The sequence below is a fragment of the Pseudomonas sp. TE3910 genome (assembly GCF_056279025.1).
This window is the reverse complement of the sequence record NZ_JBWBQN010000001.1, coordinates 1,009,314-1,030,351: the sequence shown is the minus strand read 5'-3', so window position 1 is coordinate 1,030,351 and position 21,038 is coordinate 1,009,314. Positions and strand designations below refer to the sequence as shown.

Annotated in this window: 4 protein-coding genes and 1 pseudogene; all 5 read left to right on the top strand. The window is 62.9% G+C overall.

What is annotated here, in order from left to right; genetic code table 11:
• Positions 1-2 precede the first annotated feature (2 nt).
• The 5 genes and pseudogenes from ACZ9H3_RS04570 (at position 3) to fhuF (ending at position 21,038) form a co-directional block, all read left to right on the top strand.
• The gene (locus tag ACZ9H3_RS04570; RefSeq protein WP_476219858.1) at positions 3-5,855 is read left to right on the top strand and encodes an amino acid adenylation domain-containing protein; all 5,853 of its coding nucleotides are present in this window, start codon (positions 3-5) and stop codon (positions 5,853-5,855) included.
• Positions 5,779-10,944: an amino acid adenylation domain-containing protein gene (locus ACZ9H3_RS04565; protein WP_476219856.1), complete on the top strand. Its 5,166-nt coding sequence runs from the start codon at positions 5,779-5,781 to the stop codon at positions 10,942-10,944. The genes ACZ9H3_RS04570 and ACZ9H3_RS04565 overlap by 77 nt, the downstream gene beginning before the upstream one ends.
• A gap of 15 nt (positions 10,945-10,959) precedes the next feature.
• Positions 10,960-19,488, top strand: a pseudogene (locus ACZ9H3_RS04560) (amino acid adenylation domain-containing protein); the annotation flags it as partial.
• A gap of 232 nt (positions 19,489-19,720) precedes the next feature.
• Entirely contained in the window at positions 19,721-20,218 is a 498-nt protein-coding gene (locus ACZ9H3_RS04555) for a sigma-70 family RNA polymerase sigma factor (RefSeq protein WP_065761045.1), read from the top strand.
• Between the two features lie 49 nt (positions 20,219-20,267).
• Entirely contained in the window at positions 20,268-21,038 is a 771-nt protein-coding gene (gene fhuF / locus ACZ9H3_RS04550; RefSeq protein ID WP_476219854.1) for a siderophore-iron reductase FhuF, read from the top strand.

Genomic DNA, 21,038 nt, shown 5'->3' with positions numbered 1-21,038 from the left:
ACATGCTTGACCAGACTGTCGCGCTAGAACTGGCACAGCGCTTCATGGCGCTGCCCGGTGAGAAACGTCGGGTGTTTTTCCAACGCTTGGGGGAACAGAACCTTAACCTCAACCTGCTGCCGATCCCTGCGGGGATCGGTGCCCAAAGTGGGGTACTGTCATACGCGCAGCAACGCCTGTGGTTCCTCGCACAATTGATGCCGCAGAGCAGTGCCTACAACATCGCCGGTTCGCTGCGCCTGAGCGGCACACTGGACCGTGCCGCCCTGCAGCGTGCGTTCGAGCGGATCGTTGCGCGTCATGAAACACTGCGCAGCCGTATTCAGCGTGGTCACGATGATCAGCCACAGTTGATCGTGCTGAACCAGCAAGCGCTGGACATCCGCGAGCAGGACCTGCGCGATTTGCCGGCCGCTAAACGTGAAGGCGCTGCGCGAGACGCGGCCACGCTCGAGGCCCTGACGCCGTTCGACCTTCAGCACGACGCGTTGCTGCGGGTTGGCCTGCTGCGTCTGGCCGATGACGAGCATGTGCTGTTGGTAACCCTGCACCACATCATCGCCGATGGCTGGTCAATGAAGGTACTGATCGACGAGTTCGCCAAGGCCTATACGGCGTTCAGCGCCGGCAGCGAGCCTGAGCTCCCGGCCTTGACGATCCAGTACCGTGACTACGCGTTGTGGCAGCGCAGTTGGCTGGAAGCGGGGGAGCAGGATCGCCAACTGGCCTACTGGCGGCAACAACTGGGTGAGCGTCAGCCGATGCTCGAACTGCCCGCCGACCACCCACGCCCGGCAGTGCGCGATTACCGTGGCAGCAAACATGCGCTGGTCGTACCGGCGGCTCTCAGCGATGAGCTGCGTCAGTTTGCCCAGCGTCACGGCTGTACGCTGTTTCAGGTGCTGCTCGGGGCGTTTCAGGTCCTGTTGTATCGCTACAGTGGTCAGCGGGACCTGCGTATTGGCGTGCCTATCGCCAACCGTCAGCGCCTGGAATGTGAAGGGCTGATCGGTTTCTTCGTCAACACCCAGGTGTTGCGCAGTGAAGTGGACGGCGAACAGGGCTTCGCCCACTTGCTTGAACAGGTCAAGCAAGCCGCCCTTGGGGCACAGGCACATCAAGACCTGCCGTTTGAGCAACTGGTCGAAGCGTTGCAACCTGAGCGCAGCTTGAGCCACAACCCGCTGTTCCAGGTGATGTTCAACCATCAGCGTCGTGACCTTGATGCCCTGGCTCGGTTACCGGGGCTGCGTGTCGAGCCGTTCGAGCGTGAAAGCCGTAACGCGCAGTTCGACCTCAACCTGGACAGTGAGGAGGACAGCGCTGGCGTCTTGCGGCTGACCTTCGGCTACGCCACTGACCTGTTTGACGCGGCCAGTATTGAGCAGCTCGCGCGACACTTCCTGCGCCTGTTGCAGGTGCTGCCGCAGACCCCGGATTGTGCACTGGACGCAGTGCCATTGCTCGACGAGGACGAGCGTCGCAGCATCGTGGCCTTGGCCAATAACACACGCAGCTTCCCGGGACTGACAGCGGTGCACCGCCTGATTGAAACCTGCGCCGCACGCCAGGGGGATGCACCTGCGCTGGTTGCCGAGGGCACAACCCTGAGCTTTGTCGAGCTGGAGCAACGGGCCAATCGTCTGGCGCATCGGCTGCTAGCGCTGGGCGTTGGCCCCGATGCGCGGGTGGGGGTCTCGTTGGAGCGCTCACCCCATCTTCTAGTGGCGTTACTCGCCGTGCTCAAGGCCGGTGCGGCCTATGTGCCGCTGGACCCGGAGTTCCCGGCGGGGCGCCTGGCCTACATGATCGAAGATTCGGGCCTGGAGCTGCTATTGACCAGCACCGTGGTCGCAGATCGCCTGAACGTGGCGCAAGGGATCCAGGCCCTGCATCTGGACACACTGGACCTCGGCGCAGAGCCGAGCACGGCCCCGAACATTGCCGTGGCTGAGGAGCAGTTGGCGTACGTCATCTACACCTCGGGCTCCACCGGCAAACCCAAGGGGGTGATGGTCCGTCATGGCGCATTGAGCAACTTCCTGCAATCGATGGCCGAGGCGCCGGGCATCGCTGCCGGTCAGTCCTGGCTGGCGGTGACCTCTCTGTCGTTCGATATCGCCGCGTTGGAGCTGTACCTGCCGCTGACGCGTGGCGCCTGCGTGCTGCTGGCCAGTGCCGAACAGGCCCGCGATGGCCTGGCGCTGCAAGCCGCGCTGGAAAAGGCCGACGTCATGCAGGCAACCCCGGCGACATGGCGCATTCTGCTGGAGAGCGGGTGGCAGCCGTCATCGCGCCACACCCTGATCTGCGGGGGAGAGGCCTTGCCGCGCGATCTGGCCGAAGCGCTGGGCAGTAACGGTGCCCGGCTATGGAACCTGTACGGTCCCACCGAGACCACCATCTGGTCCACCGCGCAAGCCATGCGCGCCGTCAGCCCGGCGAACCAACCCATTGGCCGGCCCATCGCCGCGACCTCGACCTATGTACTCGATGCGCGTCTTGAGCCGGTTGCAGTCGGCATCACCGGAGAGTTGTACATCGGCGGCGCAGGCCTGGCCCGTGGTTACCATCAACGCCCGGACCTGACCGCCGAGCGCTTTGTGCCAGACCCGTTCGGTGAGCCGGGGGCGCGTTTGTACCGCACAGGCGATCTGGTGCGCTGGCGGCGCGATGGCGCCCTGGAGTACCTCGGACGTATCGACCATCAGGTCAAGGTTCGCGGCTTCCGCATTGAATTGGGTGAAATCGAAGCGCAACTGCTGGCCAACGCCGAGGTGCGTGCTGCCGTGGTGCTGGCCCGAGAAGCCGCCGCTGGCACGCGCCTGGTCGGTTATGTCGCTGCTTCAGCGGGGGAAACGCTGGACGAAACCCTTAAAGCTGAACTTCGGCGCAGCCTGCCCGAGTACATGGTGCCCGCGCAGATCGTGGTGCTGGAGCAACTGCCGCTGACACCCAATGGCAAGATCGACCGGCTGGCCTTGCCTGAGCCGGTGTGGCAGGCCCGCGCATGGCGAGCCGCCGATAGCGAGCCTGCGATCAGCCTGGCCGTGATCTGGGCGCAGGTGCTGGGTGTTGAACGGGTAGGGCTGGACGACAATTTCTTTGAGCTGGGTGGCCATTCGCTGTTGGCAACCCGGGTGATCAGCCGCATTCGTCGGCAACTCAAGCGTGAAGTGCCGTTGCGCTGCCTGTTTGAAGCCGCTGACCTTTCCGACTTTGCCAGCGCTGTCGCACAGTTGCCTGAACAGGTTGCGGCGCAGGCACCGTTAAGGGCTGCACCTCGGCCATCGGTGTTGCCGTTATCGGCCGCACAGCAACGCCTGTGGTTCCTCGCGCAGATGGAGCCTGATAGCGCGGCCTACAACATTCCGGCTGCGCTGCAACTGCAGGGCACGCTTGATCATCAGGCGCTGCAGCAGGCGTTCGACGCGCTGGTGGCGCGTCATGAAAGCCTGCGCACACGCTTTGCGCTCGACGCCGCTGGCCAACCGCAGCAGCTGATTGATGAGCCTCGACCCATTTCCATCACCCGTGTACCGATGCATGGGCAGTCGTTCACCGCCGTACTCGAAGAAGCCCGGCGTGAAGCCTTGCGCCCGTTTGATCTGGGCAATGGGCCATTGTTGCGCGTGACCCTGCTGGAACGTGCGGACGACCGCTGGGTGTTGCTGGTGACCCTGCATCACATCATCACCGACGGTGCCTCGATGGGCATTGTGATCGACGAGTTTGCCGAACTGTATCGCGCCGCCAAGGAGCACCGCGCCGCGCGTTTGCCTGCGCTTTCTCTGCAGTATGCCGACTACGCGCTGTGGCAACAGCAGCGGCTGGACGGCCCACAGGTCGCCGAACAACTGGCGTACTGGTGTGACAGGCTGGGCGGCGAGCAGCCGTTGCTGGAGTTGCCGCTGGACCATCCGCGCCCGGCAATGCCGAGTCTGCGCGGTGCCAAGCATGTACTGACCTTGCCAGCCGCCTTCGGCACACGCTTGCGCGCATTGGCCGGGCAGCACGGGGCATCGCTGTTTCAGCTGCTCCTGGCGTCCTATGCCTGGCTGCTGTATCGGCACAGTGGCCAGCGTGACCTGCGCATCGGTATTCCTCAAGCCAACCGTAACCGGTTGGAACTCGAAGGCCTGATCGGCTTTTTCGTCAACACCCAGGTGCTGCGTATTCAGGTCGATGGGCGCGAGGGCTTCGCGCAACTGCTGCAGCAGGTCAATGCCCTTGGCCTTGAAGCCCAGGCGAACCAGGACGTGCCCTTTGAGCGGCTGGTGGACGCGCTGCAACCGGAGCGCAGCCTGAGCCGTACGCCGTTGTTCCAGGTGATGTTCAACCATCAGCGTGAAACCGCAGAGGGTTTACGGCAGTTGCCAGGCTTGAGCGCCGAAGTGCTGCCCAACCACGTGGGTAACGCGCAATTTGAACTGATTCTGGACAGCCTGGAGGCGGCGGACGGTTCATTGCAGTTGAGTTTTACCTACGCCGTCGAACTGTTCGAAGCACGGAGCATTGCCCGCCTTGCTGAGCGCTTCGAGCGCTTGCTTGGGCAACTGCTGGCCCAGCCTCGCGCACCGCTGGCAGGCCTGGACCTGCTACTGCCCGCCGAGCGTCAGCTACCGGCAGTCGCCAGCTGCTACAGCGGTGCACTGCCCATTCATCAGCGCATCGCGCAACACGCGGTTGAGCGGCCGGATGCGGTGGCACTGGTCTGGGATGAGCACGGTAAACGCTTGCACATGAGCTTTGCTGAACTGGATGCGCACAGCAACCAGTTGGCTCAGCGCTTGCTCCGTGACGGGCTGCAGCCGGAGCAGCCCGTGGGCGTGTTGCTGCAGCGCACGCCACGCGCCTTGATCGCCATGCTGGCCGTGCTCAAGGCCGGCGCTGCCTACCTGCCGCTGGACCCTGAATTGCCGGTCGAGCGCCTGACGCTTATGGCCCATGAAGCCGGTCTTGAGTGGGTGCTGGCTGAAGCGCTGACCGAGATGAGCCTGCCGACGGGTATTGGCGCCTACTTGCTGGACCGGATGGACCTGCAACATGAATCCAACAGCCAACCCCAGGTCACGGTGCATTCCGGGCAGTTGGCCTACCTGATCTATACCTCCGGTTCCAGCGGCAAGCCCAAGTCCGTGGCTGTCAGCCATGGTGCATTGGCCGGTCACTTGGCGGCGATGCAGGGTATCTATCAGGTGACGCCGGATGATGCGATGTTGCTGTTCGCCTCGCTGGGCTTCGATGCCGCCGCCGAGCAGTGGTTGCTGCCGCTGGCCGCTGGGGCACGGGTGGTGATGCGCGGGCAGGATGTATGGGGCATCGAGCGTTTGTTGCAGGTGCTGGACAGCGAGCGGGTCAGCCTGCTTGATCTGCCGCCGTCCTATGCCCAGCAGTTGGGCGACACCCTGCGCAGTGAACCGCGGAAGCTGGCGGTTCGCCTCTGCACCTTGGGTGGTGAAGCGGTGCCAACGCAAATCCTGAGCCTGCTCCAGCACACGCTGGGTTGCCAGTTGATCAACGGCTACGGCCCGACCGAATGCGTCATCACGCCGATGCTCTGGCAGGCCGATGGTCGGCCGTCAACGCGCGCCTATGCGCCATTGGGTGATGTGGTCGGGGCGCGTCAGGCGCATATTCTCGATGCCGACCTCAACCCGGTTCCGACGGGCGTGATCGGCGAGTTGTATATAGGGGGCGAAGGGCTCGCGCGAGGTTACTACCAGCGCCCGGACCTGACCGCCGAACGTTTTATCCCCGACCCGCTCTCGAACATCGGTGGCCGTCTGTACCGTACAGGTGACCGTGTGTGCCGTCGTGATGACGGGCAACTGGAGTACCTGGGCCGTATCTGACCAGCAGATCAAGTTGCGCGGTTACCGCATCGAACTGGGTGAAATCGAAGCCTGCCTGCTGGCCCATGCTGCGGTTCGCGAAGCGTTGGTAGTGGTCAATGGCAAGCATCTGCTGGGTTATGTGGTCGCTGCTGCGGATGAAAGCCTGGCTGAAACCTTGCTCGCTGAATTGAGGCAGCAACTGCCGGACTACATGGTGCCGAGCAAGATCCTGATGCTGGAACGCTTCCCGCTGACCCCCAATGGCAAGGTGGACCGCAAGGCTCTGCCGGAGCCGGTATGGGAGAGCCTGGTTTATCAGGCACCGGGCACGCCGGAAGAACGTGCACTGGCTGGTATCTGGCAACAGGTGCTGGGGCTGGAACAGGTCGGGTTGCACGACAACTTCTTTGAGCTGGGTGGCGACTCCATCGTCTCGATCCAGGTGGTCAGCCGTGCGCGGCAGGCCGGTTTGGCGCTGACGCCCAAAGACCTGTTTCAACACCAGACCCTGCAAGCCCTGGCGCGTGCGGCCAAACCGCTGGAAGGCGGGTTGGCCATTGACCAGGGCCTGGTCAGTGGCGCGGTGCCGCTGACGCCGATTCAGGCCTGGTTCTTTGAACAGCCGATTCCGCAGCGGCACCACTGGAATCAGTCAGTACTGCTCAAGGCTGCGCAACCGCTGGACAGCCAGGCATTGAACCGTGCCTTGCAGGCCTTGGTCGCACACCATGATGCCTTGCGCCTGAGCTGGCAGCAGGAGGGGAGCCGCTGGGTTCAACACCATCGAACTCCGAACGAACAGGGCGTGTTGTGGGAGCGCCAAGCGTCTTCTGCCGCAGAAATCACCGCCCATTGTGACGAAGCGCAAGCCAGCCTGAACCTGCAAAACGGCCCACTGCTGCGCGCCGTGCATATTCGGCTGGCCGATGGAACGGCCCGCTTGCTTCTGGTGGTGCATCACCTGGTGGTTGATGGCGTGTCGTGGCGCATCCTGCTGGAGGACTTGCAGCAGGCCTACGCCGGGTTACCGTTGCCGGCCAAGACCAGCGCCTACAAGCACTGGGCCGAACACATGGAAGCCTTTGCCCACGGCGAGGTGCTGCAAACGGAAGTGGCGTACTGGCAACAGCAGCTTGCGGGGCCCATGGATCAGTTCCCGGAGGACGGCACCCCTGATGGCGGTATCGAAAGCCTGACCCTGACCCTGGACAAGGCCCGCACCGCCCAGTTGCTGAAAACCGCGAACGCGGCGTACCGCACACGCATTGATGACCTGCTGCTGACGGCCCTGGCCCGGACCTTGTGCGCCTGGAGCGGGCAGCCTAGCGTGTTGGTTGATCTGGAAGGCCATGGCCGCGAGGCGTTGTTCGCGGACCTCGACCTGACCCGCACCGTTGGTTGGTTCACCAGCCTGTACCCGGTTCGCCTTGGCGCTCACAGCGATCTGGCGACGACGCTGAAGGCGACCAAAGAGACCCTGCGTCAGGTGCCGCATAAAGGTGTTGGTTATGGTGCCCTGCGTTACTTGGCAAGGGCCGAGCAGTTGCATGAGTTGCCTGCGGCACAGGTCACCTTCAACTACCTGGGGCAGTTCGACACCAGCTTCGGCGCCGACGACCTGCTGCACCCCGCCAGTGAATCGGCAGGGGTGTTGCAGGGGGCAGGTACGCTCGCATTGGCTGCGCTGGAAATCAACTGCCAGGTGTATGCCGGCGAGTTGCGCTTGAGTTGGCGCTTTGACGCTGCCCGTTTCAGTCGTGCCCGGTTACAGGTGCTGTTGGACGATTACCAGCGCGAACTCATCCGCTTGCTTGATCACTGCATGAGCCCAATGGCCTGCGGTGTGACGCCCAGTGATTTTCCACTGGCGCAACTGACCCAGGCGCAACTCGATGGCCTGGCCGTCCCACCACGTGAAATTGAAGACATCTACCCGCTGTCGCCTATGCAGCAAGGGCTGTTGTTCCACTCATTGTTCGCACCGCACGCCGGTACTTACATCAACCAACTGTGTGTTGATATCGACGGCCTGGATGTCGAGCGTTTCCGCGCCGCCTGGCAGGCTGCACTGGAGCGTCACGCGATCCTGCGCACGGGCTTTGCCTGGCAAGACCTGCCAGCGCCGGTACAAGTGGTTCATCGTCAGTTACAGGTGCCGATGCAGGTGCTCGACTGGCGTGAACGCGCCGTTGAGGAAAAGGCCCTGGTACAGGTTGCACGCGAAGAGCACGCCCGTGGCTTCGATTTGCAGCACGCACCCTTGCTGCGCTTGTGCCTGGTGCGCGTCAGCGACCAGCGTCATCGACTGATCTGGACCAGCCATCACCTGTTACTCGATGGCTGGAGCAACGCCCAACTGATTGGCGAGGTACTTCGCCACTACGCTGATCCCTTGGCACTGAAACCGGTCAAAGGCGGTTTCCGTGACTACATCGACTGGCTCCAAGAGCAGAATGTTGAGGCCAGTGAGCACTTTTGGCGTGCACGGCTGGCGCCACTGGACGAACCGTGCCTGTTGGCCAGTGCTGTCTCCCAGAGCCAGGAAAGCGGTTATGGCGCATGCGCATGGGTGCTGACCAAAGACGAAACACATCGTCTGCGCGAATTTGCACAGCGTCAGCGGATCACGCTCAACACCTTGGTGCAAGGCGCATGGTTGCTTTTGCTGCAGCGCTACACGGGCCTTGAGCATGTGTGCGCCGGCGTCACCGTAGCGGGTCGCCCCACGCAGCTGGAAGGGGTCGAGTCCTGGCTGGGCCTGTTCATCAACACATTGCCGGTTATTCATCAGCCGCTCGCCGAACAGGCGGTGGGCGACTACTTGCGCGCCCTGCAAACCGACAACCTGGCCATGCGCGAGCATGAACACACGCCGCTGTACGCGATACAGGGCTGGGCCGGGCAAGGCGGGCAAGCGCAGTTCGATACGCTGGTGGTGTTCGAAAACTACCCGGTGGATCAGGCGTTGCGCCAGCATCAGGACCAGGCCCTGCAGTTCGGCCCTGTCGATCAATTGGAGATGACCAACTACCCATTGGCCCTGACCGTTAACCTGGGCGAAGCGTTGGCGTTTTCCTGTAGCCATGACCGTGCGGCATTCGATGACGCAACCGTGCAGCAGCTGATGGCACAACTGTGCTGCTTGATGCTCGGTATGGCCCGTGATGCTGCGCAACCGCTTGGGCGGCTGGAGCTGAATGACGTCACCGCGCGTCAACAACTGGTGCACTGGAGCGCGGTGCAGCAACACTTCCCGGCGTTCGTGCCGATCTCGACCCGTATTGCCGCGCAGGCGGCGTTGCGCCCTGACGCCGTGGCGATCCGTCATCAGGGCGTCAGCCTCTGCTATGCCGAGCTGGAACAGCGTGCCAATCAACTGGCCCATCGCTTGGTGAGCCTCGGTGTGGGCAGCGATGTACTGGTCGGCGTGGCCTTGCCTCGTTCAGCGGAGCTGATCGTCGCTCTGTTGGCCGTGCTCAAGGCCGGCGGTGCCTACGTGCCGCTGGATCCTGACTACCCGGCGGAGCGGCTGGCCTACATGGTCGAGGACTCCGGCCTGCAACAGGTCATCAGCCTGTCCAGCCTGGACTTGCAGTTGCCGGTACAGGTATTAGCCCTGGACACCCTGGACCTTTCTGCAGAGCCATGCAGCGCACCACAGGTGACTATCGACCCGGAACAACTGGCCTATGTGATCTACACCTCGGGCTCGACCGGTCAGCCGAAAGGTGCGCAGTTGACCCAGCGCAACGTCGAACGCCTGTTCCAGGCCACCCAGGGCGATTTCGGTTTCAACCACGACGACGTCTGGACACTGTTCCATTCCTACGCCTTCGACTTCTCGGTGTGGGAAATCTTTGGCGCACTGGTGCACGGCGGCAGTTTGGTGATCGTGCCGTATTTCACCAGCCGTTCACCGGAAGACTTCCTCAAGCTCCTGAGCGAAGAGGGCGTGACGGTGCTGAACCAGACGCCGTCGGCGTTCCGTCAGTTGATCCCTCTGGCGCAGAAAAACACGGCGCCGTTGAGCCTGCGTTACGTGATCTTCGGCGGCGAAGCCCTGGAACTGGAAAGCCTGCGGCCTTGGTTCGAACGCTACGGTGATCGCCAGCCGCGCTTGATCAACATGTACGGCATCACCGAAACCACGGTGCATGTGACCTACCGGGAAATCACCGGGCAAGACCTTTCACATAAGGGCCCGAGCCCGATTGGCCGGCCGTTGGCCGACCTCAGCCTGCACGTGCTGGACGCCAACCTCAATCCGCAACCGGTCGGCATTGCCGGTGAGCTCTACGTCGGTGGTGCCGGCTTGGCCCGTGGCTACCTGAACCGCCCGGAACTGACCAGCGAACGCTTCATCGCCAGCCCGTTCGATGCCAGCCAACGCCTGTACCGCAGCGGCGACCTGGCCCGGCGCCGGGTCGACGGCAGCCTGGAATACCTGGGGCGTATCGACCAGCAGGTGAAGATTCGCGGCTTCCGCATCGAACTGGGTGAAATCGAAGCGCAGTTGCAGAGCCACCCGCAGGTCAACGAAGCGGCGGTGCTGGTCAAGGAGGGCGCCGGTGGCCCCCGGCTGGTGGGCTATGTCGCCAGCCCGGACCCAGCGATTCAGGACGAGCTCAAGGCCTATCTGCACGAACGGCTGCCGGAGTACATGGTCCCGGCACAGATCGTGGTGTTGCCGACGTTGCCACTGACCGCCAACGGCAAGCTCGACCGTCGCGCGCTACCCGAGCCGGACGCTGCAGCAGGCCGCGAGTACCGGGCGCCGCAGACCGATACCGAACAGGCCATCGCCCGTATCTGGGCGCAGGTACTGGACGTAGAGCGTGTGGGCCTTGATGACCACTTTTTCGAACGGGGCGGGCATTCCTTGCTGGCGGTACAGACCGTTTCACGCCTCAAGCGTGAGTTCGATCTCGACGTTGGCGTGCGCGAGCTGTTCGAACACCCACAGCTTGAGGCCTTCGCCCGTTATGTCGAGGCATTGCGCCCTTACGCCGAGGCTGCGCGCCAAGAACTGCAAGATGATATCCATGCGGCATTGGCAGAACTCGACGGTCTTTCGACTGAAGAACTTGAAGCCCTGCTGGCGGAATAGGACAGAACTGAATTTATGCAAAGCCTGATCGCATCCTTGAAAGACCTTGCCCCTGAAAAACGCAAGGCACTGGCCGCACTCTTGAAGAAGAAAGGTATCGACCTGTTTGCGCAGATGCCTATCAGCCCGGCTGATCGCACCCTGCCTCTGGCCTTGTCTTATGCTCAGCAACGGTTGTGGTTTCTCACGCAACTGGAGCCGGCCAACAGTGCCTACAACATTCCGGGCGCGCTGCGCCTGCGCGGTCAGCTTGATCAAAACGCGCTGCAGAACGCTTTCGATGGGCTAGTGGCGCGTCACGAAAGCCTGCGCACCCGTTTTATCGCAGATGCCAATGCACAGCCACGGCAGGTGATTGATGCGCCGACGCCCCTGGCCATCAGGTCGGTTGATTTGCGTGGGCAAAGCCCGGAAGCCCTGGCTGCCGCCGTTGAAGCCGAAGCCTTGCAACCCTTCGACCTGGCTAACGGTCCGTTGCTTCGGGTCACCCTGTTGACCTTGGCCGATGACGAGTACGCGCTGCTGTTGACCTTGCACCACATCATTGCCGATGGCTGGTCTATGAACGTGTTGGTGGATGAGTTTGCTGCCGCCTATAGCGCTAGTGTTCAAGGCCATGCGCTGGACCTTCCGGGGTTGCCGGTGCAGTACGCCGACTATGCGCAATGGCAGCGCGAGTGGCTCGAAGCCGGCGAGCTGCAACGCCAGCTCGAGTACTGGACGGCTCAGTTGGGGGATACCTCAGCGGTGCTGGAGCTACCGGGGGACTTCCCGCGCCCGGCGGTGCAAAGCTATCGCGGTGCCCAGCAGCGGCGTGTACTTGACGAAGCCTTCGGTCAACGCCTGCGCGAGTTCGCTCAGGCACAGGGCTCGACGACCTTCCAGGTACTGCTGGCGACCTTTGCCGTCTGCCTGCACAGGGCCAGTGGCCAGTGCGACCTGCGTATCGGCGTGCCGACGGCCAACCGCAATCGGCTGGAAATCGAGGGGTTGATCGGTCTGTTCGTCAACACCCAGGTGCTGCGCTGCGTGGTCGATAGCCACGCAGGCTTTGCCGACCTGCTGGAGCAGGTACGCGAACGGGCCCTTGGCGCCCAGGCCAATCAGGACCTGCCCTTCGAACAATTGGTTGAGGCGTTGCATCCAGAACGCAGCCTGAGCCACAACCCGTTGTTCCAGGTACTGTTCAACCATCAGCGGCAGCGCTTTGGCGCATTGGCTCACCTGCCGGGGCTGACCCTGGAAGCCTTGGATCAGGTGGAAACCGCCGCCCAGTTTGACCTGGGGCTGGACAGCAGCGAAGACGATAGCGGGCGTATTGTGCTGTCGTTCACCTATGCCGTGGATGTGTTCCTGCCTGCCAGTATCGAGCGCTTTGCTCAGCGTTTTGAGGCGGTGCTGCGCCAAGTGATGGAGCAACCGCAGCAACCGTTGCTGGCGTTGGACTGGTTGACCGATGACGAGCATCGCCAACTGTACGCCTGGAGCCAAGCAGCGGGTGTTACGCCACACCTGCCGCTGGTGCATGAGGCCATCAGCCAGCAAGCCGCCTTGCGTCCCGACGCCGTGGCGCTGGTGTGTGGCGAGCGCTCGCTGACCTTCGCCGAGCTGGAACAGCGTGCCAATCAGCTGGCCCATCGCTTGATCGCCCTGGGTGTGGGCCGGGAAACCCTGGTTGGCGTCGCGCTGGACCGCTCGCTGGAACTGATCCTCGCCCCGTTGGCGATCCTCAAGGCCGGCGGCGCCTACGTGCCGCTGGACCCAGAGTACCCGGCCGAGCGCCTGGCCTACATGGTCAAGGACGCGGGCCTGAAGTGGGTGCTGAGCGATGCCGCGCTGGCACTGGCGTGGCCGGAAGTCGTCGAAGTCGTGGCCCTGGACCAGTTGGACCTGAGCTGCGCGCCAACACAGGCGCCCGTGTTGACGGTCACCCCGCAGCAACGCGCCTACATGATCTACACCTCTGGCTCGACCGGCCAACCCAAGGGCGTGACCGTCGAGCACGGTGCCCTGAGCATGCACTGTCGTGCTGCTGGGGAACTGTACGGCATGAGCGCCGAAGACATTGCCCTGCATTTTGCCTCGATCAGTTTTGACGGCGCGGTGGAGCAGTGGCTGTCGCCGATGATGTTCGGTGCCCGGCTGGTATTGCGTGGCCCGGGGCTGATCTCGGCAGAGCAGAGCTACCAGACGCTGGTGGACGAAGGCATCACCGTGGCCTATTTCCCCACCAGCTATGCCCATCAACTGGCCGAGTGGGCCTTGGCGCATCCGCAGCCGTTGCGGCTGCGCTCCTGCACCATTGGCGGCGAAGCGGTGTCGCGGGAGACCTTCGAGCTGCTGCGCCGTGGCCTGAAAGCGCCGCGCATCATCAACGGTTACGGGCCGACGGAAACCATCGTCACCCCGACCTTGTGGCGGGCCGACGGTAATGTACCGTGCGAAACACCGTACGCCCCCATCGGCCGTGCGGTCGGCAACCGCACCCTGTACGTGCTCGATGCCGACCTTAACCTGCTGCCACCGGGTGTGGCGGGCGAGCTGTACATTGGCGGCGAAGGGCTGGCCCGTGGTTATCACCAGCGCCCAGACCTGACCGCCGAGCGCTTTGTGCCGGACCCGTTCTCCACCACCGGTGGCCGCTTGTACCGCTCCGGCGACCGCGTGCGCTGGCTGGCCGACGGCAATCTGGAATACCTGGGGCGTGTTGACCAACAGGTCAAGCTGCGCGGCTACCGCATCGAACTGGGCGAGATCGAAGCGCGGCTGCAGGCCCATGCCGACGTCGGTGAGGCGGTGGTGCTGCTACGCGACAAACGCCTGGTGGGTTACGTGGTGTCGAACCGCGATGACGGCTTGGGCGATGAACTTAAAGCACAGCTCAAGGATGCGTTGCCGGACTACATGGTGCCGAGCAAGATCCTGGTGCTGCAACGCTTCCCGTTGACTCCCAATGGCAAGGTGGACCGCAAGGCCCTGCCGGAGCCAGTGTGGGAAAGCCAGGCCTTCCAAGCGCCGACTTCTGTCGAGGAGTTGGCCTTGGCGGCGATCTGGCAACAGGTGCTGGGGCTGGAACAGGTCGGGTTGCACGACAACTTCTTTGAGCTGGGTGGCGACTCCATCGTCTCGATCCAGGTGGTCAGCCGTGCGCGGCAGGCCGGTTTGGCGCTGACGCCCAAAGACCTGTTTCAACACCAGACCCTGCAAGCCCTGGCGCGTGCGGCCAAACCGCTGGAAGGCGGGTTGGCCATTGACCAGGGCCTGGTCAGTGGCGCGGTGCCGCTGACGCCGATTCAGGCCTGGTTCTTTGAACAGCCGATTCCGCAGCGGCACCACTGGAATCAGTCAGTACTGCTCAAGGCTGCGCAACCGCTGGACAGCCAGGCATTGAACCGTGCCTTGCAGGCCTTGGTGGCGCACCATGATGCCTTGCGTCTGAGCTGGCAGCAGGAGGGGAACCGCTGGGTTCAACACCATCGAGCTCCGAACGTACAGGCCTTGCTGTGGGAGCGCGAAGCGGCTTCTGCTGCTGAAATCACCGCCCATTGCGACGAAGCGCAAGCCAGCCTCAGCCTGCAAGACGGCCCACTGCTGCGCGCCGTGCATATTCGACTGGCCGATGGGACGGCCCGCTTGCTGCTGGTGGTGCATCACCTGGTAGTTGACGGCGTGTCGTGGCGCATCCTGCTGGAGGACTTGCAGCAGGCCTACGCCGGGTTACCGTTGCCAGCCAAGACCAGCGCCTACAAGCACTGGGCCGAACACATGGAGGCCTTTGCCCACGGCGAGGTGCTGCAAACGGAAGTGGCGTACTGGCAACAGCAGTTGGCCGGGCCCGTGGATCAGTTCCCCGAAGATGGTACCCCTGGCGGCGGTATCGAAAGCCTGACCCTGACCCTGGACAAGGTTCGCACCGCCCAGTTGCTGAAAACCGCGAACACAGCGTACCGCACGCGCATTGACGAACTGCTGCTGACGGCCCTGGCCCGTACCTTGTGCGCCTGGAGCGGGCAGCCCAGCGTGCTGATCGATCTGGAAGGCCATGGCCGCGAGGCGTTGTTTGATGGCCTCGACCTGACCCGTACCGTCGGTTGGTTCACCAGCCTGTACCCGGTGCGCCTTGGCGCTCACAGCGATCCGGCAACGACACTGAAGGGCTGCAAGGAGGCCCTGCGTAATCTACCTCACAAGGGCGTCGGTTTCGGCGCACTCCGCTACCTCGGTACGCCACAGGTCCGGGCCGCGATGCAGGCGTTGCCGCGGGCGGACATCACCTTCAACTACCTCGGCCAGTTCGATGGCAGCTTTGCTGAAGGCGGCTTGCTGCAACCGGCCGTTGAGTCTGCCGGTCGTGAGCATGGCGCGCAATCCGGCCCGGCTCGGCGCCTGGAAATCAATGGCCAGGTCTATGGCGGCGAACTGAGCCTGAGTTGGCGCTTTGACACCTCCCGCCATAGCACTGCCCGCATGCAAGCGCTGGTGGATCACTACCGCGACACCTTGCAGGCGCTGCTCGACCATTGTCTGGAGGCCGGTACTGGCGGCGTGACGCCGAGTGACTTTCCGCTGGTACGTTTGAGCCAGTCGCAACTTGATGGCCTGCCGCTGGGCGCTGATGCACTTGAGGATATCTACCCGCTGGCACCGATGCAGCAGGGCCTGCTGTTCCATTCGTTGTACGCACCCGAGGCCGGAACCTATGTGAATCAGCTTTGTGTGGATGTCGACAACCTGGATGTCGAGCGTTTTTGCGCCGTCTGGCACATAGCGCTGGCACGCCATGGCATCTTGCGTACGGGCTTTGTCTGGCGCGGTGATCTACCTGAACCGCTGCAAGTGGTTCGGCGCCAGGTCGCGGTGCCATTGCAGGTACTTGACTACCGTGACCGGGGTGACGTGCAGTCGTTGTTGCAGCAATTCGCATCTGCCGATCACGCCCGTGGCTTTGAGCTGGACGAGGCGCCTTTACTGCGTTTGACCCTTATCCGTTTCGAGCCCGAACGTTACCGGCTGATCTGGACCAGCCATCATTTGCTGCTTGATGGCTGGAGTAGCGCCCAACTGATCGGTGAGGTGCTGCAGGCCTATGCCGACCCGCACAGCCTGCGGCCAGTCACTGGCGGTTATCGCCAATACATCCAGTGGTTGCAGGCTCAGGATGCAACCGTCAGCGAGGCGTTCTGGCGTGAGCGCTTGAGCCTGCTCGATGAGCCATGCCTGCTGGCCAATACCATGGTCGCGCCTGCAGCCGGCGAGGGCTCGGGCAACTGGAAACAGGCAATGACGGTCGAGCAGACGGCCGCTCTGCAAACGTTCGCCCAGCGCCAGCGGATTACGCTCAACACCTTGGTACAGGGCGCATGGTTGCTGTTGCTGCAACGCTATACCGGCCTGCAGAGCGTGTGCACCGGTGTCACCGTGGCTGGGCGTCCGACACAGCTGGAGGGCGCCGAATCCTGGCTGGGGCTGTTCATCAATACTTTGCCGCTACTGGTTCGGCTCGACGCCGGGCAGGCGGTGGGTGACTACTTGCGCAAGCTGCAGGCCGACAACCTGGCGCTGCGCGAGCACGAACACACGCCGCTGTACGCGATACAGGGCTGGGCCGGGCAGGGTGGCCAAGGCCTGTTCGATACGCTGATCGTGTTCGAGAACTACCCGGTGGATGCGGCATTGCGTCAGGCATCGGACAGCGGCCCACGCTTTGGCCCAATGGAACAGTTGGAGATGACCAACTACCCGCTGGCCCTGACCGTCAACCTCGGTGAACGCCTTGAGATCGGCTACAGCTACCACTGTTCATGCTTTGATCAAGCCACACTGATGCGCCTGGATGGGCAGTTGCGGCAGATCTTGCTGAATATGGCCCAGGATGCCGAGGTTGCGTTGGGGCGTATCCCGCTCAACGATGCCGTGGCGTTGCGACAGTTGGCCCAGTGGAGCGCAGTGCAGCAGCATTTCCCGGCGTTCGTGCCGGTATCGTCCCGTATTGCCGCGCAGGCGGCGTTGCGCCCTGACGCCGTGGCGATCCGTCATCAGGGTGTCAGCTTCTGCTACGCCGAGCTGGAGCAGCGTGCCAATCAACTGGCCCATCGGCTGATACGCCTGGGCGTGGGCAGCGATGTACTGGTCGGCGTGGCCCTGCCACGGTCGCCTGAACTGATCGTCGCCCTGTTGGCTGTGCTCAAGGCGGGTGGTGCCTATGTGCCGCTGGATCCGGACTACCCGGCAGAGCGGCTGGCCTACATGGTCGAGGATTCCGGCCTGCAACAGGTGATCAGCTTGTCCAGCCTGGACTTGCAGTTGCCGGGACAGGTATTGCCGCTGGACACCCTGGACCTTTCTGCAGAGCCATGCAGCGCGCCACAGGTGACTATCTACCCGGAACAACTGGCCTATGTGATCTACACCTCGGGCTCGACCGGCAAGCCGAAAGGCGCGCAGTTGACCCAGCGCAACGTCGAGCGGCTGTTCCAGGCCACCCAGGGCGATTTCGGTTTCACCCAAGACGACGTCTGGACCCTGTTCCATTCCTATGCCTTCGATTTCTCGGTGTGGGAAATCTTTGGCGCCCTGGTGCATGGCGGCACTTTGGTGATCGTGCCGTATTTCACCAGCCGGTCACCGGAAGAGTTCCTGGCGTTGCTGGTCGACGAGGGCGTGACGGTGTTGAACCAGACGCCGTCGGCGTTCCGTCAGTTGATCCCGCTGGCGCAGAAAAACACGGCGCCGTTGAGCCTGCGTTACGTGATTTTTGGCGGCGAAGCCCTGGAACTGGAAAGCCTGCGGCCGTGGTTCGAGCGCTACGGTGATCGCCAGCCGCGCTTGATCAATATGTATGGCATCACCGAAACCACGGTGCATGTGACCTACCGGGAAATCACCGCGCAAGACCTTGCCCATAAAGGCCCGAGCCCGATTGGCCGGCCGTTGGCCGACCTCAGCCTGCACGTGCTGGACGCCAACCTGAATCCGCAACCCGTAGGTATCGCGGGTGAGCTGTACGTCGGTGGTGCCGGTCTGGCCCGTGGCTACCTGAACCGCCCGGAACTGACCAGCGAACGTTTCATCGCCAGCCCGTTCGATGCCAGCCAACGCCTGTACCGCAGCGGCGACCTGGCCCGGCGCCTGTCCGATGGCAGCCTGGAATACCTGGGGCGTATCGACCAGCAGGTGAAAATTCGCGGCTTCCGCATCGAGCTGGGTGAAATCGAAGCGCAGTTGCAGAGCCATCCGCAGGTCAACGAAGCGGCGGCGCTGGTCAAGGAGGGCGCCGGTGGCCCCCGGCTGGTGGGCTATGTCGCCAGCTCGGACTTGGCGATTCAGGACGAGCTCAAGGCCCACCTGCACGAACGGCTGCCGGAATACATGGTCCCGGCACAGATCGTGGTGTTGCCGACGTTGCCACTGACCGCCAACGGCAAGCTCGACCGTCGCGCGCTACCCGAGCCGGACGCTGCAGCAGGCCGCGAGTACCGGGCGCCGCAGACTGATACCGAACAGGCTGTTGCCCGTATCTGGGCGCAGGTGCTGGAGGTAGAGCGTGTGGGCCTTGACGATAACTTCTTCGACCTCGGAGGCCATTCGCTGTTGGCATTGACCTTGACCGCTGCACTGCAAGACCGACTGGGCCTGAAGGTCCGGCTCGATCAACTGATGCAGTACCCGCGCTTGAGTGAGCTGTTGCAACGGGTGCAAGGGCCATCTGCCGAGGTGTCACCGCGCGTGCCCCTCAATCAGGCCAGCGCAGGAGCCCCTCGGCTGTTTTGCGTACACCCGGGCGGCGGCACGCTGTTTGGTTACTACCCCTTGGCGCGTGCATTGGAAGCGACCTGGCAGGTTGATGGTTTGTTGTGCCGCAGTTTTGTAGAGCCGACCTGGCGCGACAGCTCTCTGGAGCAGATGGCCCAAGACTATGTACAGGCGATTCGCCGGGTTCAACCGCAGGGGCCGTATCACCTGCTGGGCTGGTCCCTGGGAGGCGCCCTCGCGGTGGAGATGGCGCGGTTGCTGCGTGAGGCCGGTGAACCGGTAGCCTTCCTCGGATTGGTCGACCCGTTCGTTCCTGGCGTGGGTGCTGCGACGGGTGAGGCGCAGCACGCCGACCTGGACAGCGGTTTTGCCCGTTACCTGGCGGAGTTGTTCGGCGATGTGCCGCTGGCCGCTGTTCAGGCTCGTATCGCTGAGGCGCGACGGGAGGGCTGCAGCGATGCCGAGTTGATCGAGGGCGTACTGGCCTGGGCGGTCGCACAATCGCGTGGCGATGCGCCGCGTATCGAGCAGGGGGATATCGCTCAAGGTTTCGCCGTGATGCGCCACCTCAATGGTCTGACGGCTAACTGCACATTGAAGCCTTGCGATGTGGCACCGCAGTGCTGGTGGTCAAGCGAAGTGGCAGAGGTTTCCATGGCTGCGCAGACCGCATTGGAGCGGGGTATTGGCGTGCAGGCGCACAGCAGGCAGGAGATCGAGGGCAGTCATGCCGGAATCGTCCGGGAGCCAGTGTTCCTGCGCAGCCTGGCTGAGGTGTTGCCTGGCGCCTGAATGGTTTGAGCGCAACTTAACCACGTGCCTGGATGGGTCCATGCACGTGGTTTTGGCTTCATGAGCGCACAGGCGGATTCGCCTCGAACGCGGCGTAGTAACACCTTGTCATTAATTGCTAATGATAATGGTTTGTAATAGCATTATTCGCGATCGGACTCACCCCTTCTTATTGACCTGAAGGTGTTTCGCTTTGACGACTCATGGAACGAACAACAACCCGGAGCTACTGATGGCTTTTCTGGACAATCGCCAGGCATTGATCGACAGAGCCAACGCCATACTGGGCTGTCGTTATCAGGCAGAAGATGTTGCTCAGGATATCTACCTCAAATTGTGTGAACAGCCTGTTTGTCTGCCTGTGGCCCATCCGCTGGGTTATCTCTACCGGATGGTGCGCAACCTGTCCATCGACCGCCTGCGGCGTCAGCACTGGGAGAACTGCCACAGCGTTGGGGAAGAGCAGGCGTATGTCCTGTTGTGTTCAAAACCCTCGCCGGAGGCTGCCGTTATCCATCGGGCAATGCTTGAGCAGGTGCACCGCGCCTTGTTGGAATTGCCCGAGCGCACCCGGCGCATTTTTGAAATGACCCAACTGCAAGGGCATACCCAGCGCGAAGCCGCACGCCGTGAGGACGCCTCGCCGACCCTGATCAATTTTCTCCTGCGTGATGCCCTGCGTCATTGTCGCCAGCGACTGGGCGTTGTGCCTGCAAACCGGGCACAGTAATGCCTTTTGAAATGACTTTTGGCCCGCCTCTTACACGGATGTACAGCTCTTGATCGATGTATTGGCCCCTCTGTTTTGTGGAGAACTGGCGGTATACGCCGAAGGCCTGAGCCTGAGTGCCGGCGACCAGCCGGTGGTGTCAGGGCGGCGCTTTGTTGAAGCCGAGCAGCTTGAACAGTGCCTGGACCTGTATGCCGTGGGGTATCCCGGTGCCGACCGGCGCGCCTTGGTCTCCTTATGGTCCAAGGACTATTTCCTGACCGTGCTGCCTGCAGTGGTTGCGTCAAGCCTGGTGCTGGGGTGGCACTTGCCCGTCACGCTGGACGACATCGAGGTGGTCATCGATGCGCAAGGGCTGCCTGCCCGCCTGGTATTGCCTCACCCTGGTGAGCGGGTAGCGCCTGATGATGCCTGGCAGCGATTTGCACCCTTGATAGAGGGCAACCTGGAGCCTTTCATCGATGCGCTGGCACGTGTGGTCAAGCTGTCCCCCCGGGTGCTGTGGAACAACGCCGGCAACTATGTGGAGAGCATTATCGGTGTGCTGGCCGAGCGTGGCTTTCCAACCGACACCCTGGCCCATGGCGAGGCGCTGATCAGGGTCCGCGAGTGGCCGCACGGCAAGCGCAACCGGCTTTTCGAGCCTGTGCGCTATGTGCAGATGCCAGGGCCACAAGGCCCGCTGCAGATCCGCCAGCGCCGCCAGTGTTGCCTGCGTGACGGGCTACCCGGTTATGAATGCTGTAGCGATTGCCCGCTGATCAGCGATGAGCTGCTGTTGCGCTATGCCTTGGCCGAGCGCGGCCTGAGCGTCGAATGA